The organism is Streptomyces longisporoflavus, assembly GCF_014649775.1.
Classification (GTDB): domain Bacteria; phylum Actinomycetota; class Actinomycetes; order Streptomycetales; family Streptomycetaceae; genus Streptomyces; species Streptomyces longisporoflavus.
This window is the reverse complement of sequence record NZ_BMTR01000010.1, coordinates 34,036-58,711: the sequence shown is the minus strand read 5'-3', so window position 1 is coordinate 58,711 and position 24,676 is coordinate 34,036. Positions and strand designations below refer to the sequence as shown.

Sequence of the window (24,676 nt, the reverse complement as noted above, 5' to 3'; positions counted from 1 at the left end):
CACGGGGCAAACAGCTGGGCGGACTCGGCCGCAGTCGCCCCGCGGACGAAGGCGGCCCGGCACTCCAGACGCCCGGCACGGACCAGACCCCGGCCCCTGGAGGAACGTACAAGAAGCGAGGGCGCTGGAGCTGAGGCTCCTGTACGAACGCACTGGCCCGCGCCAGCTAGGCTGGCGCCCGTGAAGGTCCTCGTCATCGGCAGTGGTGCCCGCGAACACGCCCTGTGCCGCTCTCTGTCCCTCGACCCCGACGTCTCCGCCCTGTACTGCGCCCCCGGCAACGCCGGCATCGCGGACGTGGCCGAGCTGCACCCGGTCGACGCCCTCGACGGCAGCGCGGTGGCCGCCCTCGCCACCCGGCTCTGCGCGGGGCTGGTGATCGTGGGCCCGGAGGCCCCCCTGGTCGCCGGAGTCGCCGACGCCGTACGCGAGGCAGGCATCCCCTGCTTCGGGCCCTCCGAGGAGGCCGCCCAGCTCGAAGGCTCCAAGGCCTTCGCCAAGGACGTGATGGCGGGCGCCCAGGTACCCACCGCCCGGTCCTACGTCTGTACGACCCCGGAAGAGATCGACAAGGCCCTCGACGCCTTCGGAGCGCCGTACGTCGTCAAGGACGACGGTCTTGCCGCCGGCAAGGGCGTCGTCGTGACCGGCGACATCGAGGCCGCTCGCGCCCACGCCCTCGCCTGCGACCGCGTCGTCATCGAGGAGTTCCTCGACGGCCCCGAGGTCTCCCTCTTCGCGATCACGGACGGCGTCACCGTCGTCCCGCTCCAGCCCGCGCAGGACTTCAAGCGTGCCCTGGACGGCGACGAGGGGCCGAACACCGGCGGCATGGGCGCGTACTCGCCTCTCCCCTGGGCGGACCCGAAGCTGGTCGACGAGGTCATGGAGAGCGTGCTCCAGCCCACCGTCGACGAGCTGCGACGGCGCGGCACCCCGTTCGCGGGGCTGCTCTACGCAGGCCTCGCGATCACCAGCCGCGGCGTACGCGTGATCGAGTTCAACGCCCGTTTCGGCGACCCCGAGACGCAGGTCGTCCTCGCCCGCCTGCGGACCCCGCTCGCCGGAGTCCTGCTGGCCGCCGCGAACGGCACCCTCGTCGACCTCCCGCCGCTGCGCTGGAGCGACGACGCGGCGGTGACGGTCGTCATCGCCTCGCACAACTACCCGGAGACGCCGCGCACCGGCGACCCCATCGAGGGCCTCGGCGATGTGGCCGCACAGGATGCCCCGGACGCGTACGTCCTGCACGCCGGGACGAAGCGCGACGGCGACGCCGTGGTCAGCGCGGGCGGCCGTGTGCTCTCCGTGACGGCGACCGGCACGGACCTGACCGCGGCGCGCGAGCGCGCGTACACGGCGCTCTCCCGCATCCGCCTCGACGGCTCCCAGCACCGCACGGACATCGCGGCGAAGGCGGCGGCCGACGCGGCAGCGGGGGCGGCGGCAGAGGCGTAGACGGCCGCGTACGAGGGTGATCCACGCGCCCCCGCGCGCCACCCACCGACCGCTCACGGGCCCCGGATCCGGCATCGGATCCGGGGCTCGGTCGTTCGGTAATCCGGGTTCGGACGCTCCGCAAACCCGGACCCGGTCATCCCGCGACCGACCTCCACACCCCCCGCTACCTCTACCCAAAGCCATTCGATCGAGTGACCGCTGGCCCATCCGGCTGACGATGCCCGGCACCCCAACTAGGGTGCGGCGCAAGCGGTTCAGGTGCCCAGAGCCAAACAGACCACCGGCATTGCGATGTCGGTGGCGGGTGCCACAGTGGGGGAGTGAGCAAATCCATCGGCGGCTGCAGTCCGCCCGCCGACCCGGTCGACGGCCGGGCGGCGGGCGGCACAGGCAGCAGGGGGTGACATCGGTCGTGTCAGGTACGGGTGTGGAAGTGGGCGTGCAGTCAGCGCGCTCCCGGGCGCTCGCCGTGCTGCGCATCCGCAGCAGGGCCGTTGCCGTCGCACTGCTGCCAGCGGCCGTCGCCGTCGTGCTGATCGCCGGCGGGGTCACGGGCCGGATGAGCGGCGGGAGTTGGGACGTCGCGCGCGGCATCGTGATCACCGTCGCCGTCCTCGTGCTGCTCGCCGCCGCGGGCGTCGCGCTCGTGGTGGCGCGTTCCAGGCCCGCCGTCAGCCCGACGGTCCCGATCGCCGAGGGCTCGGCCCCCGATCTGTACCGCCTGGTGCGGGACCTCGCCGACCGCCTCGACGTGCCCGCCCCTTCGGCGATAGCGCTCACCCCGGACTGCGACAGCTGGCTGGAGGACCGCACACATCCCGCGCACGGCCCGCCCGCGGAGGCCTCAGGCCCGGCATCGGCGAAGGACGGGAGCAATGGCGTACGGGACGGACGCCCCGGCCCGCGTCGCCAGGCACCGGTGGCTCCGGTACTCGTCATCGGCTCCCCCTTCCTGTGGTGGATGCGGGTCGGCGAGCTGCGCGCGGTGCTCGCCCCGGTCGTGGCGGGTACGGGCCCTTCGGCACACCCCGACATAGCCGCGGCCCGGCGCTTCATCCGCGGGCTCGACGCGGCGGTCGCGGTCAGCTCCGCACCGGGGCGCGGACCGCTCGTGCGTCCGGTCCTCGGCGGCGTCGGCTGGGTGACGCGGCTGCTCCTGCGCAGCTGTCGCGGGCACGCGGGCGAGATGGAGCGCGGGGTGGCGGCCGCCGCCGCCGAGCGCGCCCAGGCCGTGGACTACGGGGTGCGGATCGTCGCCCAGGAGCAGGTGGGCCTGGCGTATGCCGGGTGGGACCGGCTCCTGACCAAGGTCGCGCTTCCCGCTTGGCGGATGGGCCGCTGGCCCTCGCGCCTGGACGCGGGGGTCGTCTCCGCCCTCACCGAGCTCTCCCGCAGGGACCGTCTGGCCGAGGGGTTCGCCTCCCGCCTTGGCGAGCGCCCCGCATGTGACCTTCTGGAGGAGCCGGGTTCGGTGGACGAGGCGGCTTCCCTGCTCGCGGCCCGCCTCTTCCACGGCGGTCCCGCCGAACAGACGCCGGACTGGGCGCCGGTGGCGTGGCAGGAGTATCCGGACGAGGTCGTCGACCGCAAGTGGCGCATGGACGCAGCCCGCCTCCACCGCGTCCTGGACTCCCTGGGCGTCGGCCATCACGGCGGCTCGGTGACGCCGGACTCCGAGGGCCCGACCCTGGGCCGCGTACTGGACCACCTGACGGCGGAGACCCCCGGCTCCGGCCGACCGGACTCCACCGAGACACACCCCGCGTCCGCACCCGAGTCCGCACGCGAACCCGCCCCCGTACCGTCCCCCGCCCCCGAACCCGACTTCGGCACATCAGCGGACGCGGAAGAGGCCGCCGACGGCGACGGCCCCGGCGGACGCCTGGCCGCAGGCCTCACCGCGGAACTCGCCCGCGAGGAAGCCGCCGCCCCGCCCCGCCCCGCGCCCACGGGACAGGGCCCGGACGACGCCCTCTGGGGCGACGGCATGCTGCCGCTGTTCCCCATGCAGCCGCCGCGTACGGGACGGGAGTTGCTGGCCGACCACGTCACGGCCCTTGTCTGCTGCGCGGCCGTGGACACGGCCGGCGCCGCCCCCGGTCTCGATTGGCTGGACGGCCCGTCCCTCCTGGTCGACGGCGAGCGCGCGAAGGACCTCGCGCCCCACGTCCTGAGCCTCGTGGAGGACGGTGACCCCATCCCCCTGCGCGGCTGGCTGGCCCGCCTGGGCGTCCGCCCGGAAAAGCCGGTCCGCCTGGTCTGAGGGGCCCTCGTCCGACCGTCCCTGGCCTGCCCCGGCCGCCCCGGCAGTCCCCAGCTGCCCCCGCCCGTCCTCAACCAGGCGGGCGCCCCTGGCCACCCTCCCCCACCCCACCCCCACCCCCCAACCGCGCCCGCCACCCACCCCCCAGCGCGCGGCCCGCGGAACGCTTCCTTCCGTTCTCGTCGATTAGCGACGAACGGTGACGGAGTGCGTGCGTAATGTGATGTGCTGGGATCGTCCGCGGTACGGGGACCGGTCGGCAGCGCCACCACGTCAGGACAGCGCGCGGTCACACCAGGACAAAGCACCACCACAGAGCAGTCTCGGGGGAGCAGCGAGGGAGGGGTACACACATGGGGTCGGAGCAGATCCGCAGGTGGGAGTCGGGCGCCCTGGCACACGCAGTGACCGACCCCTTCGGCCAGGGGCCCCTGCCCTGGCTCCGAGGCGCCGCGCACTACTTCGACGACACGGGCCAGGTCGTCCCCTGGTACGTGGATCACGCCGCGGCCCCCGGCGCGCAGGACATCCCCGCGCCCCGCAAGCCCGTCCGTACGAACGGCCCGCGCACCGCCGACGACGTGCACGGCCAGATCAAGGGCTTCGCCTCCACCGGCGCCGCGGCCCCCGGCGAGGCGATCGACTTCCACGTGACGGTCGACCCGCCCCAGCAGTTCTACGTCGACATCTACCGCATCGGGCACTACGGCGGAGACGGCGCCAGCAAGATCAGCACGAGCCCCCGCCTCTCCGGCCTCGTCCAGCCGGCCCCGCTCACCGCCGACCGCACGGTCTCCTGCCACCACTGGTGGCTCTCCTGGCGGCTGCAGATCCCGAGCTACTGGAGCGTCGGGGCGTACGTGGCGGTGCTCACCACGGTCGACGGCTACCGCTCGCACGTCCCGTTCACGGTCCGCGACGACCACCGGGCGGATCTGCTGCTGCTTCTGCCGGACATCACGTGGCAGGCGTACAACCTCTACCCCGAGGACGGCCGCACGGGCGCCAGCCTCTACCACGCGTGGGACGAGAAGGGCCGCCTCCTGGGCGAGAGCGAGGCCGCGCACACGGTCTCCTTCGACCGTCCGTACGCGGGCGCCGGCCTGCCCCTGCACGTCGGCCACGCCTACGACTTCATCCGCTGGGCCGAGCGGTACGGCTACGACCTCGCGTACGCCGACACCCGCGACCTGCACGCCGGCCGCGTCGATCCGACCCGCTACCGCGGCCTGGTCTTCCCGGGCCACGACGAGTACTGGTCGGCGAACATGCGCCGCACCACGGAGCAGGCCCGCGAGCACGGCACATCCCTCGTCTTCCTCTCCGCCAACACCATGTACTGGCAGGTGGAGTTGAGCCCCTCCCCGTCCGGAGTGGCGGACCGTCTGCTCACCTGCCGCAAGCGCCACGGACCCGGCAAACCGGCCCTCTGGCGGGAGCGGGACGGCGGCAAGGGGGCCGAACAACAACTCCTCGGCATTCAGTACGCGGGCCGGGTCCCCGAACCCGCCCCTCTCGTCGTGCGCAACGCCGACCACTGGCTGTGGGACGCGACCGGCGCGCACGAGGGCGACGAGATCGACGGCCTGGTCGCGGGCGAGGCCGACCGCTATTTCCCGCGCACCGCGCTCCCTGAGCACCAGGACCGCATCCTCCTCGCCCACTCTCCGTACGAGGACACCGAGGGCGTGAAACGCCACCAGGAGTCCTCCCTCTACCGCGCCCCCTCCGGCGCCCTCGTCTTCGCCTCCGGCACCTTCGCCTGGTCCCCGGCGCTCGACCGCCCCGGCCATGTGGACACTCGCGTCCAACGCGCCACGGCCAACCTCCTGGACCGCATCTGCAAACGCGACTGACACCCGGCGACGCTCGACGGCATCCCCCTGGCCGCGCTCCCTCTCCCCATGCGGGAGAATCAGCAGCACTCAGCCAGAACCACGGGGAGGAACCGTGTCCGGATTCGTAGAAAAGCCCGAGCCGCTTCAGGTGCCGGGCCTGGTGCATGTGCACACCGGCAAGGTGCGCGACCTGTACCGGAACGAGGCGGGCGACCTCGTGATGGTCGCGAGCGACCGCATGTCCGCCTACGACTGGGTGCTGCCCACGGAGATCCCTGACAAGGGCAGGGTCCTCACGCAGCTCTCCATGTGGTGGTTCGACCAGCTCGCCGACCTCGTGCCGAACCACGTCATCTCCACCGACGTCCCGCCCGGCGCCCCCGCCGAGTGGGAGGGCCGCACCACGGTCTGCAAGTCCCTGCAGATGGTCCCGGTCGAGTGCGTCGCCCGCGGCTATCTGACGGGCTCGGGCCTGCTGGAGTACAACGAATCGCGCACCGTCTGCGGCCTCGCGCTGCCCGACGGCCTGAGCGACGGCTCGGAGCTGCCGGGACCGATCTTCACGCCGGCCACGAAGGCGGAGGTCGGCGAGCACGACGAGAACGTGAGCTACGAGGAAGTGGCCCGCCAGGTGGGCGCGGAGACGGCGGCCCAGCTGCGCCAGGCGACCCTCGCGGTCTACGGCCGGGCCCGTGACATCGCCCGCGAACGCGGCGTGATCCTCGCCGACACGAAGTTCGAGTTCGGCTTCGACGGAGACGACCTCGTCATCGCCGACGAGGTCCTGACCCCGGACTCGTCCCGCTTCTGGCCCGCGGACAGCTGGCAGCCGGGCCGCGCCCAGCCGTCGTTCGACAAGCAGTTCGTCCGGGACTGGCTGACCTCGCCGGCCTCCGGCTGGGACCGCAAGAGCGAGCAGCCGCCGCCCCCGCTCCCGCAGGACGTGGTGGACGCCACCCGCGCCAAGTACATCGAGGCGTACGAGCGTCTGACGGGCCTGCCCTGGTAGCAGCCCGCGGCGACGCGTGGCGGCAGACGAAAGAACCCCGGTGCCGAGGCACCGGGGTTCTTCGCGTGGAGCGGACGACCAGGTTCGAACTGGCGACCTCAACCTTGGCAAGGTTGCGCTCTACCAACTGAGCTACGTCCGCGCTGCGCCGAAGCGCGACGCCAACTATACCCAACCTCGCTCGCGTGCGAGACGCACCGCGGCATGACGGTTCTCCGCCCCGGTCTTCGTGACGGCCGAGGAGAGGTAGTTGCGGACGGTTCCCTGGGACAGCGCGGCCCGCTCGGCGATCTCCGCGACGGGCGCGCCGTCGGCGGCCAGTTCGAGCACTTCGGCCTCGCGCGCGGTCAGCGGTGAGTCCCCCGCGGAGATCGCGTCGGCGGCCAACTCCGGGTCCACATAACGGTTACCTGCGTAAACGGTGCGGATGATCTCGGCGAGGCGCTGCGCGCTCACGGTCTTCGGCACAAAGCCCCGTACCCCCACCGCGAGGGCCCGCTTGAGATGCCCCGGTCTGCCGTGACTCGTCACGATCATGGTGCGGCAGTTCGGCAGTTCGTCGCGCAGCGATGTGGCCACACTCACACCGTCGGCGCCGGGCATCTCCAGATCGAGTACGGCGACGTCGGGCCGGTGGGCCCGCGCCATGGCGAGCGCCTCGGGCCCCGTCGCGGCCTCGGCGACCACGACAAGATCGTCCTCAAGGGCGAGGAGCGCGGCGAGAGCGCCCCGGATGAGGTGCTCGTCGTCGGCGAGCAGTACGCGCAGGCTCACAGCCCCACCTCTTCCGGCTCCCGCGTCCCCGCCGCCGACCTCTGCGGGCGCGGCAGCGGCACCTCGGCGGCAAGCCGGAACTCGCCGCCGCCGGACGTGACGTCCAGCGATCCGTCCACCATGGCCAACCGCTCCCGTAGCCCGGCAAGGCCGGTTCCCGTGCTCTCCGGGACGACCTCGGGCGCCCCGTCGTTCTCGATGGTCAGTGTCGTACGTTCCCCGGTGACCGTCAGCGCGATGTCGCACCGCTGCGCGTCCCCGTGCCGCAGCACATTGGTGGTCGCCTCCCGTACGACCCAGCCCAGCGCCGACTGCACGGAAACCGGCAGGCCCGCCGACGACCCGCTCACCCGGCAGTCGATCCCGGCCGCGTCGAGCACTCCCTGCGCGCCGGCGAGTTCGACCGCGAGGTCGGCCTCGCGGTAGCCCCGCACCACTTCCCGTACTTCCCGCTGCGACTCCTGCGCGATCCGCTGCACCTCGACCATCTGGTCGACCGCCTCGGGCCGCCCCCGCCTGGCCAACTGCACCGCCAGCTCGCTCTTCAGCGCGATGACCGCGAGATTGCGGCCCATCACGTCGTGCAGGTCCCGCCCGAACCGCAGCCGCTCCTCGGCCACCGCGAGCCGCGCCTCGATCTCGCGGGCACGGTCGCCCTCCCACATCACGGCGAGCGTCCAGGCGCCGCAGCGCGAGGTGAGCAGGGTGAGGAGAGCGGCGCAGACGATGACCAGGGCGAGCGCGACGAGCCGTCCGTCGCGCACCCCGGCTGCGGCGAACGCACACACGAGCAGGGCGGCGATCACGGCGAAATGGACCAGGAAGCGCCGTACCGGTACGGCGAAGGCGAGGGCCTGGCCGTACGGAATGGCCAGGAAAAGAACCGGGAAGCCGATCATCTCGTCCTTGACGCCGTCGAGCACCGTCAGGGCGAGAGCGAGCCCGAGGCCGACGGCCATGAGGGCGCCCGCCACGGCGAGATCCCGGCGCGGCAGCTCCGCGCGCTTCAGATAGTGGTCGACGGACCGGCGCAGCGAGCGGTTGACGTGCACGCACTGCAGGGCGGCCACCGCGATCAGCGTCCAGCCGAGGAGCAGCGGCAGCGTCTCGGGCTTCATGCTCACGCCGAGGGGCAGCGACGCCCAGCTGAGGAAGAAGAACCACGGCACGACGTGCCACATGATCATGCTCTGGAACTCGACCTTCTCGATCTTGTTCCGGTCACGCCACTCCCGCTTCCACCACCCCCGCATCCGGCCACCGACCACGTCCGATCCCTCCCTCAGCGCCTCGGCTCCCACCGGAACCACCGGCGTACAGCAAACACCGACACCACGGTCCAGGCCACCGCGAGTGCGAGGGCGCTCAGGGTGTCGGACCCGGAGAGCTCCCCGGTCCAGCCGCCGCGCACCAACTCGATCACCGGCGAGAGCGGAAGCAGCTCGCAGACCGAGGCGACTTTGTCGGGCATGACCTCGAACGGGATGAACAGCCCCGAGCCGAACATCGACGCGAACATCAGAGGCATGCTCATGACCTGCGCGGACTCCGCGGACCTGCTGAAGCTGCCGGTGACCGCGGCGAGCGCGGCGAACATCACGATCCCCAGCAGCAGACCGAGGACGGCGAGGTGGGGCGCGCTCGGCACCCCCGCGTCGAGCAGCACCGCACAGCCGACCGCGAGGACGAGACACTGCGTCACGCCGATGGCGATCGAGGGCAGCGCGGCACCGGCGAGGATCTCCGGGTCCCGCAGCTCACCGGTGCGCAGCCGCTTCAGTACGAGCTCCTCGCGGCGGGCGACGTAGACGGCCGTCAGCGCCGAGTAGACCGCGAAGAGCAGCGAGAACCCGATGGCGCCGGGCAGCACGACCGTCCCGACGGAGAGCCCGGTCCCCTTGAGATCCATGCCCTTCGCGGCCTGCTGCACGCTGAACGGCAGCACCAGCGGCACGAAGAGCGCCGCGAACAAGGTCCCCTTGGCTCGCCCGAGCAGCGTCAGCTCGGCCCGCGCCAGCGCCCGCATCCGCCCGGCCGGGGTCGTCGTGGCCACCGGGCCCATCGTCGTAGTACTCATGCCACCGTCTCCTTCTGCACAACACCAGCCGCGCCCGAAGCAGCCGCAACACCCGAAGCACCCGTCGCGCCCTCGGCGGCCCGCGCGATCCGCAGGAACGCCTCCTCCAGCGAAGCCGCGCGCACATCGAGCCGGCCCAGCGAGACATCGGCGTCCCGCGCCCACAGCAGCAGCCCCGTCGCCGCCCGCTGGAGTTCGTGCGTACGCAGCAGGACCCGGCCGCCGACCACCTCGTGCTCGCTCACCCCGAGTTCGGCGAGCGGCGGCAGATCCCCGACGAAGTACCCCGTGGGCAGTTCGAAGGAGACGTGCGAGGGCTGCTCGGCCACCACGTCGGCGACCCGCCCCGAAGCCGCGATGCGCCCCTCGTGCATGATCGCGAGCCGGTCGGCGAGGTGCTCGGCCTCTTCGAGGTAATGCGTGGTGAGCAGCACGGTCGTGCCGCTGTCGCGCAGGGCCCGCACCAACTCCCAGGTCTCGCGGCGCCCTTCGGCGTCGAGCCCGGTGGTCGGTTCGTCGAGGAAGAGCACTTCGGGCTGCCCGATGAGCGCCGTCGCGAGATCGAGCCGCCGCTTCTCGCCGCCGGACAGCATCTTCACGCGGACGCCGGAGCGCTTGCCGAGCCCCACGATCTCCAGGGCCTCGCCGATCGGCCGGGCGCCGCTCGTGCACCCCGCCCACATCCGGACGGTCTCCGCGACCGTCAGTTCGGAGGGAAATCCGCTCTCCTGGAGCATCACGCCGATCCGGTGGCGCACGGCACCGCGTTCGGCGTACGGATCGTGTCCGAGCACCCGCACCCGCCCCCCGGCGGGTGCGGCGAGCCCTTCGAGGAGTTCGAGGGTGGAGGTCTTGCCCGCGCCGTTGGTTCCGAGCAGCGCGAAGAGCTCACCCCGTCCGACGGAGAACGAGACTCCCCGGACCGCCTCGAAACCTCCCCCGTACACGCGCCGCAGATCGGTCACGTCGATCACTTGGTCAGTCATGACCAGAGCCTCCCCCGCCGCCGGGCGCCGGAGCAGTGCGCGCTGTCACCGGCTCGCATGACAAATGTCAGAAGCGGTCGCACCGGGGATACACGAAGAAGGCCCCGGTCGCGATGACCGGGGCCTTCTTCTCTGGAGCGAACGACGAGGTTCGAACTCGCGACCTCAACCTTGGCAAGGTTGCGCTCTACCAACTGAGCTACGTTCGCATTGCCTCCGACCAGCTCTCACTGATCGGCGCGAGCATCAGCCTACCGCACTCGAAAGAGTGGCTGGTCGGCGATGCAGAGCGGGTGACAGGAATTGCACACTGCGCCTTCCCCCTGGAAGGGGGATGTTCTACTACTGAACTACACCCGCAAGACTCCGTGAGGTTCGGGCCTTTCGGCCTTGCCCCTCGGCGTGGTCCAAACTCTAGCCGACCAGCGGGGGTGCAGGTCAAGTCGGTTGCCGAGGGGCACTCCTGGCCGGGCGTCGGCCGAGGTCGCCGGGCCGTCCCGGCGCCGGTGGTCCGGCGCCGGTGCGGCGGCAATTCGGAGGCCGACGTCAGTTCGCCGCCTCGAACGCCTCGTAGACCTTCTTCGGGATGCGGCCGCGCGGGGGCACGTCCATCTGGTGCGAGCGGGCCCAGGCGCGGACGGCCGCCGGGTTCGCCGCCACCGTGGTGTGCCGGAAGGCCTTGCCGGACTTCGACTGCTTGCGGGCCGCGTCGAGGTACGGGGCAAGTGCCGTACGCAGTTTCTTGGCATTGGTTTGATTGAGGTCGATCTCGTACGACTTGCCGTCAAGACCAAAGGCGATCGTCTCCGCCGCATCCCCGCCGTCGATGTCGTCAGAGAGAGTGACTACGACACGCTGCGCCACGAATATCGGTCCCTTCGTGCGGCTCTACCGCGTTGACGTGCGGTGATGCCGACTGTCCGGCTGTTATGGGCACTGTTTTGTGCAAAGCATCGGCTAATGCCTTTTCCTTTGTACAGTGCTCGGCATTGCATTGTGAAGCCCGACTAAATCCCCCCGCGTGTCCGGGCGCAATGGTGCTGCGTGATCTTTTCCGGGATTTTTCGCGAAGGTGCCCTGTTCGATACCTGAGTAGGGGCAGGAACGTGACCGTCCTCACGTAGGTTTCTACGAATCTACGCGAGTAGAATTTTTGTGCGGGTAGTCTGAAGGGACCGCTCAGCCAGCACCACACACCGGGAGTGCCAGTGGCACGCGTCGTAGTCGACGTCATGCTCAAGCCGGAGATCCTCGACCCCCAGGGCCAGGCGGTGCAGCGTGCACTGCCGCGCCTCGGATTCAAGGGGATCGCCGACGTACGTCAGGGAAAGCGCTTCGAACTCGAGGTGGACGGGCCCGTCGATGACGCGGCCCTCGCCCGTATCCACGAGATGGCGGAAACCTTCCTCGCCAACACCGTGATCGAGGACTTCTTCGTAAAGGTGGAGGAAGAGAAGTGACTGCTCGAATCGGAGTCGTCGCTTTCCCCGGAACGCTCGACGACCGCGACACCCAGCGCGCCGTCCGTGTCGCCGGCGCCGAAGCAGTGCCGCTCTGGCACCGGGACAAGGACCTGAAGCAGGTCGACGCCGTGGTGCTTCCCGGCGGATTCTCGTACGGCGACTATCTCCGGGCCGGGGCCATTTCGCGGTTTTCGCCCGTCATGGAGTCGGTCATCGAGCAGGCGAAGGCGGGGATGCCGGTTCTCGGTATCTGCAACGGCTTCCAGGTGCTCACCGAGTCGCACCTGCTGCCGGGCGCGATGCTGCGCAACAACCACCTGCACTTCATCTGCCGCGAGCAGAAGCTGCGCGTGGAGACGGACCGGACCGCCTGGACCGCCGACTACACGGCAGGCCAGGAGATCCAGATCCCGCTCAAGAACATCGACGGCCAGTACACGGCCGACGAGCGGACCCTGGACATGCTGGAGGCCGAGGGCCGCGTCGCCTTCCGCTACCTGGACGGCAACCCCAACGGCTCGCTCCGTGACATCGCCGGCATCACGAACGAGGCGGGCAACGTCGTCGGCCTCATGCCGCACCCCGAGCACGCCGTGGAGCCGCTGGTCGGGACCGGCCGCACCGACGGCCTCGGATTCTTCACCTCGATCCTGAAGAAGCTGGTCAACGCATGACTCTGGACACCGTCAAGCACGCAGCCGAGACTCCCGACGTCAAGCTGCCCTGGGCCGAACTGGGCCTGAAGGAAGACGAGTACGCGCGCGTACGCGAGATCCTGGGCCGCCGTCCCACCGGTGCCGAGCTCGCCATGTACTCCGTCATGTGGTCCGAGCACTGCTCGTACAAGAGCAGCAAGGTCCACCTGCGCCAGTTCGGCGAGAAGGCCCCCGACAACGACGCGATGCTCGTCGGCATCGGCGAGAACGCGGGCGTCGTCGACGTCGGCAACGGCTACGCGGTCACCTTCAAGGTCGAGTCGCACAACCACCCCTCGTACGTCGAGCCCTACCAGGGCGCGGCCACCGGTGTCGGCGGCATCGTCCGCGACATCATCGCGATGGGCGCGCGCCCGGTCGCGGTCGTGGACCCGCTGCGGATGGGCGCCGCCGACCACCCCGACACGAAGCGTGTCCTTCCGGGTGTCGTCGCGGGCATCGGCGGCTACGGCAACTGCCTGGGCCTGCCGAACATCGGCGGCGAGCTCGTCTTCGACGCCTGCTACCAGGGCAATCCGCTGGTCAACGCCGGTGCGATTGGTGTGATGCGGCACGAGGACATCCACCTCGCGAAGGCCAGCGGCCCCGGCAACAAGGTCATCCTCTACGGGGCCCGCACCGGTGGCGACGGCATCGGCGGCGCCTCGATCCTGGCGAGTGAGACCTTCGACGACACCAAGCCGTCGAAGCGTCCGGCGGTCCAGGTCGGTGACCCCTTCCAGGAGAAGCTCCTCATCGAGTGCACCCTGGAGGCCTTCGCCGAGAAGCTCGTCGTGGGTATTCAGGACCTCGGTGCGGCCGGTCTCTCCTGCGCGACCTCCGAGCTGGCATCGAACGGCTCCGGCGGCATGCGCGTCGAGCTCGACGACGTACCCCTTCGCGACTCCACGCTCACTCCCGAGGAAATCCTCATGAGTGAGTCGCAGGAGCGCATGTGCGCGGTCGTCGAGCCCGAGAAGGTCGAGCGGTTCCTCGCGATCTGCGAGAAGTGGGACGTCATCGCCACCGTCGTCGGTGAGGTCACCGACGGCGACCGCCTGGAGATCTTCTGGCACGGCGAGAAGATCGTCGACCTCGACCCGCGCACCGTCGCCCACGACGGCCCGGTCTACGAGCGCCCCTACGCCCGGCCGAAGTGGCAGGACGCCCTCCAGGCCGACGACGCCAACAAGCTTGCGCGTCCGGCGAGTTCGAAGGAGCTGCGCGAGCAGGTCCTCGCGGTCGTCGCGTCGCCGAACCAGGCCTCCAAGGCGTGGGTGACGGATCAGTACGACCGCTTCGTGCAGGGCAACACGGTGCTCGCGCAGCCCGAGGACTCCGGCATGGTCCGTATCGACGAGGAGACCGGCCTCGGTGTCGCCCTCGCCAACGACGGCAACGGCCGCTACTCCAAGCTCGACCCGTACGCGGGCGCGCAGCTCGCCCTGTCGGAGGCGTACCGCAACGTCGCCGCGACCGGTGCCAAGCCGCTGGCCGTCTCGGACTGCCTGAACTTCGGTTCGCCCGAGGACCCGGACGTCATGTGGCAGTTCGCCGAGACCACCCGTGGTCTCGCCGACGCCTGCCAGATCCTGGGCACCCCGGTGACCGGCGGCAACGTCTCGCTCTACAACCAGACGGGCGAGGCGGCGATCCACCCGACGCCCGTCGTCTCCGTCCTCGGTGTGATCGACGACGTCGCACGACGCACGCCGATCGCGTTCGCCGAAGAAGGCCAGCTGCTCTACCTTCTCGGTGACACCTCCGAGGAGTTCGGCGGCTCGGCCTGGTCGCAGGTCGTCCACGACCACCTCGGCGGGCTTCCCCCGAAGGTCGACCTGGAGCGCGAGCGGCTGCTCGCCGAGATCCTCATCTCGGGCTCGCGCGACGGCATGATCGACGCCGCGCACGACCTCTCCGACGGTGGCCTCGCGCAGGCCGTCGCCGAGTCCTGCCTCCGTGGCGGGAAGGGCGCGCGCCTTGTCGTCCCGGACGGCCTGGACGCGTTCACCCTGCTGTTCAGCGAGTCCGCGGGCCGGGCGGTCGTCTCCGTCCCCCGCTCCGAGGAGCTGCGCTTCACGGACATGTGCGGGGCGCGCGGCCTGCCCGCGACGCGCATCGGTGTGGTCGACGGCGACGCGGTGGAACTCCAGGGCGAGTTCACGCTGCCGCTGACCGAGATCCGCGAGGCGTACGAGGGCACGCTGCCGGGGCTCTTCGCCTGACGGGTTCAGCGCGTACGTGACTGAAGGCCCCGCCCGATGAGAGATCGGGCGGGGCCTTCAGTGCTGGTGCTGGTCAGCCGAGGCAGTCGAGCAGTTCGGCCATGACCGTCATGTTGCGCTCCTCCCCGGGCGACGGCCAGTGTTACCGCTGACCAGCGGTGCCGGGGGTGTTCGGTGATCGTTCACCCATGCGAGGGGGAAGCCATCTTGTCCGTACGTCAGCGCCGGGCCGTCACCTGGCTCCAGTACTGCCTCTGGCTCGTGTTCCTCGCCGATGTGATCGCCGGGTTCTTCGTGGAGCTCCCGTATCCGTACGGGGTCGGCTGGATCCCGTTGCTCGGGGCGATCGGCATCAGCCTGGCGCGGCACCGGGCCCGGACCCACCGGGCCCGCACCGAACCCCCGGCCCCCGTGGAGACCGCCCCGCCCGTCACCGGCCGCTGGTCCGCGGTGAACAGCCCTGCCGACAAGGTGCCGAGCCACGGCACGCACAGCCTCGGGCAGACGTACGCCATCGACATCGTGGCCGAACCTGAGGACGGGGCACGCCCCGCGTTCGCCTGGCTCTGGCCCATGGCGCGGGGCAATCGCGACTTCCCCGCCTTCGGGGCGCCGCTCCTCGCGGTCGCCGACGCGACCGTCGTCCACGCGGAGGACTCGCAGCGCGACCACCTCAGCCGCAACTCCCTCCTCGCCTACGTCTACTTGTTCGTCGTCGAGGGTCTCGGCAGGACGATGGGCGGCGCCCGCCGCATCGTCGGCAACCACATCGTGCTCGACCTCGGCGAAGGCACGTACGCCATGTACGCGCACGTGCAGCGAGGCTCGCTCGGCGTGCGCGCCGGGGACAAGGTCCGCACCGGGCAGGTCATGGCCCGCTGCGGGAACTCCGGCAACTCCACCGAACCCCACGTGCACTTCCAGCTGATGGACGGCCCCGACCTGGACACCGCCAGGGGCGTGCCGTTCCGCTGGCGGGGGGTCGGAGTGCCCGCGGGCGGCAAGGTGTTCACGGTGCGGGAGCAGGCCGCCCCGGTACCGTGACCTGCATGACTGAGGAGCTGGGGCTGCGCGCGCGCAAGAAGAAGCAGACCGCGTCGCGCATCTGGCAGGCCGCCGTGGACCTCTGCTCCGAGCGGGGCTTCGACCACGTCTCCGTGGCGGAGATCGCCGAAGCCGCCGAGGTGTCGAAGATGACCGTCTTCAACTACTTCGGCACCAAGGAAGGCGTGATCGTCAGCCCGATGGAGGAGCACGTCGGCGACGCGGCCCGTGCGGTGCGCGAGCGGCAGCCGGGGGAGTCCGCGGTCACCGCGCTGCGTGGGCAGTTCCTCGACCAGATCAACGGGCGGGACCCCTCGATCGGCCTGGCCGGCGACCCGCGCGCCCTCAAGGTGCGCCAGCTCATCAGCGAGACCCCGACCCTCGCGCACCGCATGGTGAGCTTCCACATGCGCAGTGTCCAGCTCCTCGCGGACGCCCTCGCCGAGGAGACGGGCGACATGCTCCTCGCCCGCGTCGCCGCCTCGCAGCTGATCGGCGCCCGCAACGCGCTCATCGTCGAGAACCACCGGCGCACCCTCGACGGCGACCCGCTGGAGGAGATCGCCAAGGACTGCGCCGCCGCTGCCGAGCGGGTCTTCGACCAGGTGGAAAAGGGTCTCCGGGGCTACCCCGGGAAGAATTAGGCTCGGCCCATGCCACCGGCCAAGAAGCGCACCCGTTCGTACGACCCCGTCAAGATCCGCACCGCCGTGCTCGCCCAGTTCGGCAACGTACGAGATGCGGTCGGCGCCCTGGAGCCCGGGCAGCTCGCCCTGCCGACCCGGCTCGGCGACTGGACCGTCCGCGAACTGGCCGCGCACCTCACGATGGCCCTCGGCGGCGCCACCCGCTTCCTCGCCATGCCGGAGCCGCCCGCCCGTGAAGTGGCGCTGCTCGACTGGCCGTTCGCCACCGCTTCGGCGGCGCGGCAGGTCGACGAGGCATCGCGGGCCTTCGCCGCGCAGGAGGACCTGCCCGGGCTGTACGCGCGCACGCTCGCCGAGTTCGAGGAGGCACTGCCCGCCCTCACACAGGGGCGGCTCATGCCCACGCGGTTCGGCGCGATGACCCTGGACGACTTCCTGGTCACGCGGACCGTCGAGCTCATCGTCCACACCGACGACCTGAACGACGCGGTGCCGGGCCTGGACATCCCGTACGACCGCCAGGCCCTCGCCGCCTGCGCCCGGCTGCTCGCCGATGCCCTCGCGGTGAAGGCGCCCGGCGGTGCCGTCGAGGTCAGGGTCCCGCCGTTCGCCGTGGTCCAGTGCGTGGAAGGGCCCCGGCACACGCGCGGCACCCCGCCGAACGTCGTCGAGACCGACCCGCTCACCTGGATCCGCCTCGCGACCGGGCGTACGGACTGGAAGGCGGCCCTCGACGCGGCGAAGGTCAGCGCGAGCGGGGAGCGGGCGGATCTGGCGGAGCTGCTGCCGGTGATGAGCTAGGGGTCCCGGTCATGAGCCAGGGCCTCCGGTGATGAGCCAGGACCCTCCTGGTGGGGTGCTTCGCGGGCCGAGGGGAACCAGATCACCCACTTGTCCCGTCACAGCGGCATGCAGAAGCAACGACTGACTCCGACCGTCATGGCCCTGGCCGCCGCGGGCATGCTCACCGCGTGCGGCACCGAGACCGGCTCGGGCAGCGGATCCGTCGGGTCACAGCCGGACCTCACCGGCGTCCGCTGGAGCGTCGAGAGCGTCACGGTGAACGGCAAGAAGCAGCAGGCCCCCGGCGATGCGTACGTGAAGATCGGCGACAAGGGCAAGGCCGAGGGCAACTACGGCTGCAACGGTTTCACCGCGGACGTGTCCCTCGACGGCGACTCCGTCGACTTCGCCAACGCCATCTCCACCAAGAGGGGCTGCGACAAGCTCGACTTCGAGGACGCCCTCAAGGGCGCCATCGGCAAGGGCGAGCTGAAGGCCGCGGTCGACGGCGACAAGCTGACGCTCACCACGGACAAGGGAGACCGCGTGGCCCTCACCTCGAAGCCGGACGCGTCCCTCACGGGCACGAAGTGGAACGTGAACGCCATCGGTGACCGCCAGGCCACGGCGCCCCTGGCGAAGGAAGTGGACGGCAAGGCCCATCTGACCTTCGGCAAGGACGGCATGGTCCGCGGCAAGCTCGGCTGCAACAACGTCACCGCCAAGGCCGAGGTGAAGGACGGGCAGATCACCCTCGGCGCTCCCCGGACCACCCGGATGCTGTGCCAGGGAGCCGAGGGCGAGACCGAGAAGAAGCTCCTCAAGCTCTTCGACGGCAAGGTGAGCTACCAGCTGAGCCACGACGGGCTCTCGCTCACCGCCGAGGACGGCACGGTCGTCAGCGCGAGTGCCGACCAGAAGCAGGAGAAGCAGGAGCAGCAGGAGAAGCAGAAGTAGCGGTCGCGGTACGGCGGGCGCGGGACTTCAGCAGGAACGCGGCGCCAAAGGCGAGCATCAGACCGCCGCCGATGGAGTAGGCGAGCGCGGTGTCGGAATCGCCGCCCGTCTCGGCGAGTTCGGTGGATCCGCCTTCGGGGCGCGCGTCGTTGGGAGCCGCGGCGGCTTCCTCCGGGGAGGCCTCCGCGGGCTCCGCCGCCTCGGTTGCCTCCGCGGGCTTCTCTGTCCCGGCTGCCTCCGTCGGCGCCGCTACCCCGTCCAGGCTCACCTTCACCGTCGCCGCCTCGGCCCCCGCCTTCACGACCTCGACCTCGACCTCCCGGGCCTTGTCCGTCAGCGTCGCCCCCGCCTTGAGCGCGTCCGCGTCGGCCGGGGCGTCGCCGCCGGTGGACTCGTCGGCGTCCGGGGTCGGGTCGACCAGCGCCGACTTCGCGTAGTCCCCGCCCGGTACCCGGTAGGCGTGCACGCCCTGGATCTCGCCGTCCACGGTGCCCGACTCGTGCCGCAGCTCCACGACCAGGCGGTCGTCGCCCAGCGGGATGTCGATGGCACGGACCCCGCTGCCGCTCCCGTACAGCGGACGCAGTTCGTACGTCCCGGACTTGTCGGCCTTCGCGACCTCGCCGCCCGTCAGCCACTTGTTGTGCAGCAGCTCCGGCGCGGTGAGTCCGGCCTCCCAACCGCCGCCGCCCATCGGCGTCTTGTGGCTGTTGCCGTCCTCCTTGCAGCCCTCGCCGAGGTCACCGTCGGGGCAGCGGAGCCGCATGTGGTGGCTGTAGCCGAAGTTGTGGCCGAACTCGTGGACCAGGGCCGTCATCGACATCTTGCCGTCGGCGCCGACGGGCATCCAGGTGGTGCCGCCGCCGACGGTGCCGAGCGCGAGCCAGTCGCAGCCGGCCTTCTCGGAGGGGAAGACGAGCGAGAGGTGGTCGTAGCTGTCCTCGGGGACGCCTTTCGCGGCCAGGGCCGTGCGCGTCAGTTCGTTGATCTTCCCGGTGTCGCAGCCGGTGGCCGCGAGGTCGATGTCGACGGGCCCGGTGATCCCGTCGCCCTCGGCGGCCTTGAAGGTGGTCGCGCCTCCGGTGACCTCGTTGTAGTACGAGGTCAGCGAGCTGCTGTCACCGAAGTAGTTGTCCTTCAGGGCGGTTTCGAGCTTCCCCGCGTCCGGGATCCGGCTGTCCGTGAAGTTGACCATGGCGACCTGGACGCTCCGCTCGGGCTCGTCGGCGGCGGGCGCGGGAGCGGCCGCGGCGGCGGTCAGGGCGGCGGCCACGGCGACCGGTATGAGACAGAGACGCGGGGACGGCTTCATGGGGAACCTTCCGGATGGGGGATCGCGCGGACCTGGAGATCAACTTGAGCGCGCGCGAGGCACGCTAGCGATCACATCGGCCCGCGCGAACCCCTCGGAGGGCTTCTTAGGCCGCGCTTAAGGCCCAGTTCAGGCAGCCCGGCATTTCAGGCAGCTCAGGCAGCCGGGCACTTCAGCCAGCTCAGGCAGAGAAGTACGAGCCGGCCCGGCTCACGCCCCCGGATACGGCAGCAGCCCCGCGTCCGTCTTCTCCCACGCCGCCTTCAGCTCCGCCAGCAGCTTCGGCTCGGCCGCCGCTCGGTCGGCCTGCTCCCGCTGGTCCGCGGCGAGGTTGAAGAGCTGGTCCGCGCCGCCCTTGCCCCGGTAGTACTTCCACTCCCCGCGCCGCAGCGCACGCTCACCGCGCACGCGCCAGAACAGCTCACGCTCGGCGATCTCCTCGCCCTTGAGCAGGTAGGGCGCGAGGCTGGTCCCGTCGAGCTTGTACGCGGGGTGCGGCCGGGCCCCGCCGATCTCCAGGAGCGTCGCCGTCCAGTCCGGGGTGAACACGGGCTCGTGGCTGACCTGCCCGCCGTCGAGCCGCGCGGGCCACCGCACGATGGTCGGCACGCGGATGCCGCCCTCCTGGAGCGAGGACTTGTTGCCCGACAGGGGCCAGTTGTACGAGAAACGCTCGCCGCCGTTGTCGGAGGCGAAGAAGACCAGGGTGTCCCGCTCCTGCCCGGACTCCTTCAGGGCCTTCAGGACCTCGCCGACCGACCGGTCCAGGTCCTGCACCATTTCCGTGTACTTCTCGACGGAGCCGCCGTCCTGGTGCCGCAGCGCACCCTTGTCGCCCGCCTTGATCCTCCGTACGACCTCGGCGCTCTCCTCCTTGTCGCCGTCGGCTATCCACGGCCAGTGCGGGGTGGTGAAGTTCAGGTTGAGCAGCCAGGGCTTGTCCCCGTGGTCCCGCCGGACGTACTCGCTCGCCCGCTCGGTGAGGATGCGCGTGTAGTAGCGCAGGTCCTTGTACGTGGCGTCGCCCTCCCGGACGTCGCCCTCGTAGAGGTCGTACTCACCGCCGAGGCCCAGCTTCGAGTAGTACTCCAGGGCCCCGCCGAAGTTCCCGAAGAACTCGTCCCAGCCCGATTTCGTGGGCGAGTAGTCCGGCAGGTATCCGCAGTGCCACTTGCCGATGAGGGCGGTCGAGTACCCGGCCTCCTTCAGGAGCGAGGCCAGCGTCGGGTGCGTCGGCTCCAGGCCCGCGGACTTGTCCGCGATGGGCTCAGCGAGCCCGCCCTTCGTACGCCCCGGAAAGCGCCCCGTGTAGAGGCTGAAGCGGGTCGGCGAGCAGGTGGCTGACCCGGAGTAGGCGTCGGTGAACCGCACGCCCTGGCGGGCCAGGCGGTCCAGGTTCGGGGTCTTGATGTGCGGCGACCCGTAGGAGGAGAGGTCGGCCCAGCCCAGGTCGTCGCCGAGGATGAACAGGATGTTCGGCCGCCGGCCGCTCCTGCGCGGGGCCGCGCGGAAGGGCCGCTCCCGTGCCTCGGCGGAGGCGGGCAGACCCACCGCGGCGGCGGCACCGGCTCCCACTGCACCTCCGAAGGCACGTCGGGAGAAGGCGGACTTTTCGTACGACGGGGACGACGGCGAGGACGTGGACGAAGGCATGGCTGCGCTCCTGTAGGGGCACGGCGCGGCAAAGGGCACGTACCCGGAGTCGGGGAAGTAAGAGAGACGGAGAGTGATGTCAGGCAGCGCTGCGACAGATGGCGCTCGCGACACGGACCAGGTCGACGTGGCGGCGCTCCACAAGGGTGGCCGAGGGGTCACCGAGGGACTGCAGGGGCATGGACCAGGAGCTTCACGGGCCCGCCCGTCCCCGTCAACGCTTGCGCCCACCTGTTCACAAGGCCGTAGCACTCCCCGGACACCCCGGTGGTGTCATCACGCTCCGTGCGGGGCCCGTATCCCCAATTCGGACCAGTGGTCGATCTCGCCTACACTCGATGTCGTGCCACGTGGTGACGGTCGACTCAATCATGATCTGCTCCCCGGCGAGAAAGGCCCCCAGGACGCTTGCGGCGTCTTCGGTGTCTGGGCTCCGGGTGAAGAGGTCGCCAAGCTCACATACTTCGGGCTGTACGCCCTTCAACACCGAGGCCAGGAGTCCGCGGGAATCGCGGTCAGCAACGGCTCCCAGATCCTTGTCTTCAAGGACATGGGACTCGTCTCCCAGGTCTTCGACGAAACCTCCCTCAGCTCGCTCCAAGGTCATATCGCGGTCGGTCACGCCCGCTACTCGACCACCGGAGCCTCCGTCTGGGAGAACGCCCAGCCGACGTTCCGTGCCACCGCGCACGGCTCCATCGCGCTCGGCCACAACGGCAACCTCGTCAACACGGCCCAGCTCGCCGAGCTCGTCGCCGACCTGCCCAAGGAGAACGGCCGCGCGACCCAGGTCGCGGCGACCAACGACACCGACCTGGTGACGGCTCTCCTCGCAGGCCAGGTGGACGACGACGGCAAGCCGCTGACCATCGAAGAAGCCGCCAAGAAGGTCCTCCCGGACGTCCAGGGCGCCTTCTCCCTCGTCTTCATGAACGAGCACACGCTGTACGCGGCCCGTGACCCGCAGGGCATCCGCCCGCTGGTCCTCGGCCGCCTGGAGCGCGGCTGGGTCGTCGCCTCGGAGTCCGCGGCGCTCGACATCTGCGGCGCCAGCTTCGTCCGCGAGGTCGAGCCCGGCGAGTTCATCGCGGTCGACGAGAACGGACTGCGAACGTCCCGATTCGCGGAAGCGAAGCCCAAGGGCTGTGTCTTCGAGTACGTCTATCTGGCGCGCCCCGACACCGACATCGCCGGCCGGAACGTCTACCTCTCGCGGGTCGAGATGGGCCGGAAACTCGCCGAGGAAGCTCCCGTCGAGGCCGACCTCGTCATAGCGACCCCGGAGTCCGGAACGCCCGCCGCGATCGGTTACGCCGAAGCGTCCGGCATCCCCTTCGGCGCCGGACTGGTCAAGAACGCCTATGTGGGCCGGACCTTCATCCAGCCCTCGCAGACGATCCGCCAGCTCGGCATCCGTCTCAAGCTCAACCCCCTCAAGGAAGTCATCAAGGGCAAGCGTCTTGTCGTCGTCGACGACTCGATCGTGCGCGGCAACACCCAGCGCGCCCTGGTCAAGATGCTCCGCGAGGCCGGCGCCGCCGAGATCCACATCCGGATCTCCTCGCCGCCCGTGAAGTGGCCCTGCTTCTTCGGCATCGACTTCGCGACCCGCGCCGAGCTCATCGCCAACGGCATGACGATCGACGAGATCGCCACCTCCATGGGCGCCGACTCCCTGTCGTACATCTCCATCGACGGCATGATCGAGGCCACGACCATCGACAAGCCGAACCTCTGCCGCGCCTGCTTCGACGGCGTGTACCCGATGGATCTCCCCGACCCCGAGCTGCTCGGCAAGCAGCTCCTGGAGACGGAGCTGGCCGCCGGTCCGGCGTCCACTGCTGCGGCCGACGCGATCCGTCGCCCGTAAGCCACCCGTAGTAACGACACGAAAGCTCTCAATCACCATGCCTGAGACCACCGGTGCCAGCTACGCCTCCGCGGGCGTCGACATTGAAGCGGGCGACCGCGCCGTCGAGCTGATGAAGGAGTGGGTGAAGAAGACGAAGCGCGCTGAAACAGAGGGCCTTGGCGGCCTCGGCGGCTTCGCCGGACTCTTCGACGCCTCCGCCCTCAAGCGCTTCGAGCGCCCCCTGCTCGCCTCCGCCACCGACGGCGTCGGCACGAAGGTCGACATCGCCCGCCAGCTGGGCGTGTACGACACCATCGGGCACGACCTGGTCGCGATGGTCATGGACGACATCGTGGTGTGCGGCGCCGAGCCGCTCTTCATGACCGACTACATCTGCGTCGGCAAGGTCCACCCCGAGCGTGTCGCGGCCATCGTGAAGGGCATCGCCGAGGGCTGCGTGCTCGCGGGCTGCGCCCTCATCGGCGGTGAGACGGCCGAGCACCCGGGTCTGCTCGGCCCGGACGACTTCGACGTCGCCGGCGCCGGCACGGGCGCGGTCGAGGCCGACCGTGTGCTCGGCCCCGATCGCATTCGGAAGGGTGACGCGGTGATCGCCATGGCGTCGTCCGGTCTTCACTCGAACGGGTACTCGCTTGTCCGGCACGTGGTCTTCGACCGCGCCGGCTGGGCCCTGGACCGTCAGGTGGAGGAGTTCGGCCGCACGCTCGGCGAGGAGCTCCTGGAGCCCACCAAGATCTACTCCCTGGACTGCCTGGCGCTCACCCGCACCACGGATGTCCACGCCTTCAGCCACATCACCGGCGGCGGCCTCGCGGCGAACCTGGGCCGGGTCATCCCGGACGGCCTGCACGCGATCGTGGACCGCGAGACGTGGACGCCGGGCGCGATCTTCGACGTGGTCGGCAAGGCCGGTCAGGTCGAGCGCCTGGAGCTGGAGAAGACGCTGAACATGGGCGTCGGCATGATGGCGATCGTCCCCGAGGAGTCCGCGGACGCGGCCCTCACGACCCTCGCGGACCGCGGAGTGGACGCCTGGATCGCCGGTGAGATCACCGAGCGCGGCGACCACACCGAGGGCGCGGCACTGATCGGTGACTACGCCAAGTAGGTCGGTGAGCCGCTTGCGGGAGCAGCACAAAACCCGGTCCGGCGTGGTGACCACCCCGGACCGGGTGAAGTGCAGTTGCTACGAGAACTGCGAATGCTGCAAGTGCTGCGAATGCAACGAGGTCAAGCGCCGCGGCGCTGCGGCGAAGGGCCGGACTCGTCGGAGTCCTCGTCTTCGTCGTCGTTATACAGATCCGCGTACTGGGCGTACGGGTCGTCTTCCTCGTCGTCGTCTTCGAACGGCTCGCCATTCGGCGGCTGTTGCGAAGTCGAAGCGCCCAGCTCATTGGCCAGACGCGACAGGTCAGTCCCGCCGCTGCTGTACTTCAGCTGGCGGGCGACCTTCGTCTGCTTGGCCTTTGCCCGGCCGCGCCCCATGGCTCGACCCCCTCGGATATGGGGCTTGGTGACCCCAGAGTCTTGACACGCGTTCATGATCAGGAACGGGCTCTCCGTGGAGAGGCCGGTCCGTAGGGCTTCCACGGTACCTGCTCCTGCGGCCATACGGT

General features: G+C 70.5%; 22 protein-coding genes and 3 tRNA genes. 13 read left to right on the top strand and 12 right to left on the bottom strand.

From position 1 onward, the window contains the following. Window positions 1-180 precede the first annotated feature (180 nt). The 4 genes from purD to IE226_RS21030 all read left to right on the top strand — a co-directional run bounded on the left by purD (window position 181) and on the right by IE226_RS21030 (window position 6,571). Window positions 181-1,458 (top strand): phosphoribosylamine--glycine ligase, encoded by a 1,278-nt coding sequence (gene purD / locus IE226_RS21045; RefSeq protein WP_190082858.1) that lies wholly within the window; start codon window positions 181-183, stop codon window positions 1,456-1,458. A 415-nt stretch (window positions 1,459-1,873) separates the two neighbouring features. Continuing rightward, window positions 1,874-3,724 carry a M48 family metalloprotease gene (locus IE226_RS21040; protein ID WP_190082857.1) on the top strand — a complete coding sequence of 617 codons (1,851 nt, stop codon included), beginning with the start codon at window positions 1,874-1,876 and terminating at the stop codon, window positions 3,722-3,724. A gap of 353 nt (window positions 3,725-4,077) precedes the next feature. Next, on the top strand, window positions 4,078-5,580 hold the full coding sequence (locus tag IE226_RS21035; RefSeq protein WP_190082856.1) for a N,N-dimethylformamidase beta subunit family domain-containing protein: 1,503 nt from the start codon (window positions 4,078-4,080) through the stop codon (window positions 5,578-5,580). Window positions 5,581-5,674: 94 nt separating this feature from the next. Then, on the top strand, window positions 5,675-6,571 hold the full coding sequence (locus IE226_RS21030) for a phosphoribosylaminoimidazolesuccinocarboxamide synthase (protein WP_190082855.1): 897 nt from the start codon (window positions 5,675-5,677) through the stop codon (window positions 6,569-6,571). Window positions 6,572-6,637: 66 nt separating this feature from the next. Here the strand turns inward: IE226_RS21030 and IE226_RS21025 are convergent. The 8 genes from IE226_RS21025 to IE226_RS20990 form a co-directional block, all read right to left on the bottom strand. Then, window positions 6,638-6,713 (bottom strand) — tRNA-Gly (locus IE226_RS21025). Between the two features lie 23 nt (window positions 6,714-6,736). Beyond that, a complete protein-coding gene (locus IE226_RS21020) occupies window positions 6,737-7,345 on the bottom strand; it encodes a response regulator transcription factor (protein ID WP_190082854.1) in 609 nt (202 codons plus the stop codon). Beyond that, on the bottom strand, window positions 7,342-8,655 hold the full coding sequence (locus IE226_RS21015; protein WP_308429503.1) for a sensor histidine kinase: 1,314 nt from the start codon (window positions 8,653-8,655) through the stop codon (window positions 7,342-7,344). Before IE226_RS21015 ends, IE226_RS21020 begins: the two co-directional genes overlap by 4 nt. Beyond that, window positions 8,628-9,422: an ABC transporter permease gene (locus tag IE226_RS21010; protein ID WP_190082853.1), complete on the bottom strand. Its 795-nt coding sequence runs from the start codon at window positions 9,420-9,422 to the stop codon at window positions 8,628-8,630. Before IE226_RS21010 ends, IE226_RS21015 begins: the two co-directional genes overlap by 28 nt. Next, window positions 9,419-10,408, bottom strand: coding sequence for an ABC transporter ATP-binding protein (locus IE226_RS21005; protein ID WP_190082852.1), 990 nt, complete (start codon window positions 10,406-10,408; stop codon window positions 9,419-9,421). Before IE226_RS21005 ends, IE226_RS21010 begins: the two co-directional genes overlap by 4 nt. Window positions 10,409-10,541: 133 nt before the next feature. Beyond that, window positions 10,542-10,617: transfer RNA gene (locus IE226_RS21000), tRNA-Gly, on the bottom strand. Window positions 10,618-10,696: 79 nt separating this feature from the next. Continuing rightward, window positions 10,697-10,768 (bottom strand) — tRNA-Gly (locus tag IE226_RS20995). Between the two features lie 186 nt (window positions 10,769-10,954). Beyond that, window positions 10,955-11,272: a histone-like nucleoid-structuring protein Lsr2 gene (locus tag IE226_RS20990; protein ID WP_190082851.1), complete on the bottom strand. Its 318-nt coding sequence runs from the start codon at window positions 11,270-11,272 to the stop codon at window positions 10,955-10,957. Window positions 11,273-11,616: 344 nt separating this feature from the next. Here IE226_RS20990 and purS point away from each other — a divergent pair, with 344 nt between their 5' ends. From purS to IE226_RS20955, 7 genes are all read left to right on the top strand, one after another. Beyond that, complete coding sequence (purS, locus tag IE226_RS20985; protein WP_135332092.1) at window positions 11,617-11,868, top strand: phosphoribosylformylglycinamidine synthase subunit PurS; 252 nt, start codon at window positions 11,617-11,619, stop codon at window positions 11,866-11,868. Beyond that, the gene (gene purQ / locus IE226_RS20980) at window positions 11,865-12,545 is read left to right on the top strand and encodes a phosphoribosylformylglycinamidine synthase subunit PurQ (protein WP_190082850.1); all 681 of its coding nucleotides are present in this window, start codon (window positions 11,865-11,867) and stop codon (window positions 12,543-12,545) included. The genes purS and purQ overlap by 4 nt, the downstream gene beginning before the upstream one ends. Next, window positions 12,542-14,791 carry a phosphoribosylformylglycinamidine synthase subunit PurL gene (gene purL / locus IE226_RS20975; RefSeq protein ID WP_190082849.1) on the top strand — a complete coding sequence of 750 codons (2,250 nt, stop codon included), beginning with the start codon at window positions 12,542-12,544 and terminating at the stop codon, window positions 14,789-14,791. The genes purQ and purL overlap by 4 nt, the downstream gene beginning before the upstream one ends. A 207-nt stretch (window positions 14,792-14,998) precedes the next feature. Further along, window positions 14,999-15,835 carry a M23 family metallopeptidase gene (locus IE226_RS20970; RefSeq protein WP_190082848.1) on the top strand — a complete coding sequence of 279 codons (837 nt, stop codon included), beginning with the start codon at window positions 14,999-15,001 and terminating at the stop codon, window positions 15,833-15,835. A gap of 5 nt (window positions 15,836-15,840) precedes the next feature. After that, entirely contained in the window at window positions 15,841-16,479 is a 639-nt protein-coding gene (locus tag IE226_RS20965) for a TetR/AcrR family transcriptional regulator (protein WP_190082847.1), read from the top strand. Between the two features lie 9 nt (window positions 16,480-16,488). Then, a complete protein-coding gene (locus IE226_RS20960) occupies window positions 16,489-17,283 on the top strand; it encodes a maleylpyruvate isomerase family mycothiol-dependent enzyme (RefSeq protein ID WP_190082846.1) in 795 nt (264 codons plus the stop codon). Window positions 17,284-17,391: 108 nt separating this feature from the next. Further along, window positions 17,392-18,222, top strand: a complete 831-nt coding sequence (locus IE226_RS20955; protein WP_190082845.1) for an META domain-containing protein — start codon at window positions 17,392-17,394, stop codon at window positions 18,220-18,222. Here the strand turns inward: IE226_RS20955 and IE226_RS20950 are convergent. From IE226_RS20950 to IE226_RS45260, 3 genes are all read right to left on the bottom strand, one after another. Next, the gene (locus IE226_RS20950; RefSeq protein WP_190082844.1) at window positions 18,164-19,534 is read right to left on the bottom strand and encodes a metallopeptidase domain-containing protein; all 1,371 of its coding nucleotides are present in this window, start codon (window positions 19,532-19,534) and stop codon (window positions 18,164-18,166) included. The genes IE226_RS20955 and IE226_RS20950 overlap by 59 nt on opposite strands. A gap of 210 nt (window positions 19,535-19,744) precedes the next feature. Next, on the bottom strand, window positions 19,745-21,187 hold the full coding sequence (locus IE226_RS20945; RefSeq protein WP_190082843.1) for a sulfatase family protein: 1,443 nt from the start codon (window positions 21,185-21,187) through the stop codon (window positions 19,745-19,747). Between the two features lie 79 nt (window positions 21,188-21,266). After that, window positions 21,267-21,368, bottom strand: a complete 102-nt coding sequence (locus tag IE226_RS45260) for a putative leader peptide (RefSeq protein ID WP_373307003.1) — start codon at window positions 21,366-21,368, stop codon at window positions 21,267-21,269. A 162-nt stretch (window positions 21,369-21,530) separates the two neighbouring features. On the opposite strand from IE226_RS45260, the gene purF reads away from it, so the two are divergent. Together purF and purM are read left to right on the top strand one after the other, a co-directional pair. Next, window positions 21,531-23,057, top strand: a complete 1,527-nt coding sequence (purF, locus tag IE226_RS20940) for an amidophosphoribosyltransferase (RefSeq protein ID WP_190082842.1) — start codon at window positions 21,531-21,533, stop codon at window positions 23,055-23,057. A 37-nt stretch (window positions 23,058-23,094) separates the two neighbouring features. Further along, the gene (purM, locus tag IE226_RS20935) at window positions 23,095-24,168 is read left to right on the top strand and encodes a phosphoribosylformylglycinamidine cyclo-ligase (RefSeq protein ID WP_190082841.1); all 1,074 of its coding nucleotides are present in this window, start codon (window positions 23,095-23,097) and stop codon (window positions 24,166-24,168) included. 122 nt (window positions 24,169-24,290) lie between these two features. On the opposite strand, the gene IE226_RS20930 is transcribed toward purM, so the two are convergent. Then, complete coding sequence (locus IE226_RS20930) at window positions 24,291-24,545, bottom strand: DUF3073 domain-containing protein (RefSeq protein ID WP_190082840.1); 255 nt, start codon at window positions 24,543-24,545, stop codon at window positions 24,291-24,293. Between the last annotated feature and the right edge of the window lie 131 nt (window positions 24,546-24,676).

Bases quoted from the DNA above. Each gene is read 5' to 3' on its own strand.
- IE226_RS20965 (WP_190082847.1), top strand. From the start codon at position 15,841: ATGACTGAGGAGCTGGGGCTGCGCGCGCGCAAGAAGAAGCAGACCGCG.
- IE226_RS20960 (WP_190082846.1), top strand. From the start codon at position 16,489: ATGCCACCGGCCAAGAAGCGCACCCGTTCGTACGACCCCGTCAAGATC.
- IE226_RS20955 (WP_190082845.1), top strand. From the start codon at position 17,392: ATGCAGAAGCAACGACTGACTCCGACCGTCATGGCCCTGGCCGCCGCG.
- purM (WP_190082841.1), top strand. From the start codon at position 23,095: ATGCCTGAGACCACCGGTGCCAGCTACGCCTCCGCGGGCGTCGACATT.
- IE226_RS45260 (WP_373307003.1), bottom strand. From the start codon at position 21,368: ATGCCCCTGCAGTCCCTCGGTGACCCCTCGGCCACCCTTGTGGAGCGC.
- IE226_RS21010 (WP_190082853.1), bottom strand. From the start codon at position 9,422: ATGAGTACTACGACGATGGGCCCGGTGGCCACGACGACCCCGGCCGGG.
- IE226_RS21005 (WP_190082852.1), bottom strand. From the start codon at position 10,408: ATGACTGACCAAGTGATCGACGTGACCGATCTGCGGCGCGTGTACGGG.
- IE226_RS20945 (WP_190082843.1), bottom strand. From the start codon at position 21,187: ATGCCTTCGTCCACGTCCTCGCCGTCGTCCCCGTCGTACGAAAAGTCC.
- IE226_RS20930 (WP_190082840.1), bottom strand. From the start codon at position 24,545: ATGGGGCGCGGCCGGGCAAAGGCCAAGCAGACGAAGGTCGCCCGCCAG.
- purL (WP_190082849.1), top strand. From the start codon at position 12,542: ATGACTCTGGACACCGTCAAGCACGCAGCCGAGACTCCCGACGTCAAG.
- IE226_RS20950 (WP_190082844.1), bottom strand. From the start codon at position 19,534: ATGAAGCCGTCCCCGCGTCTCTGTCTCATACCGGTCGCCGTGGCCGCC.
- IE226_RS21035 (WP_190082856.1), top strand. From the start codon at position 4,078: ATGGGGTCGGAGCAGATCCGCAGGTGGGAGTCGGGCGCCCTGGCACAC.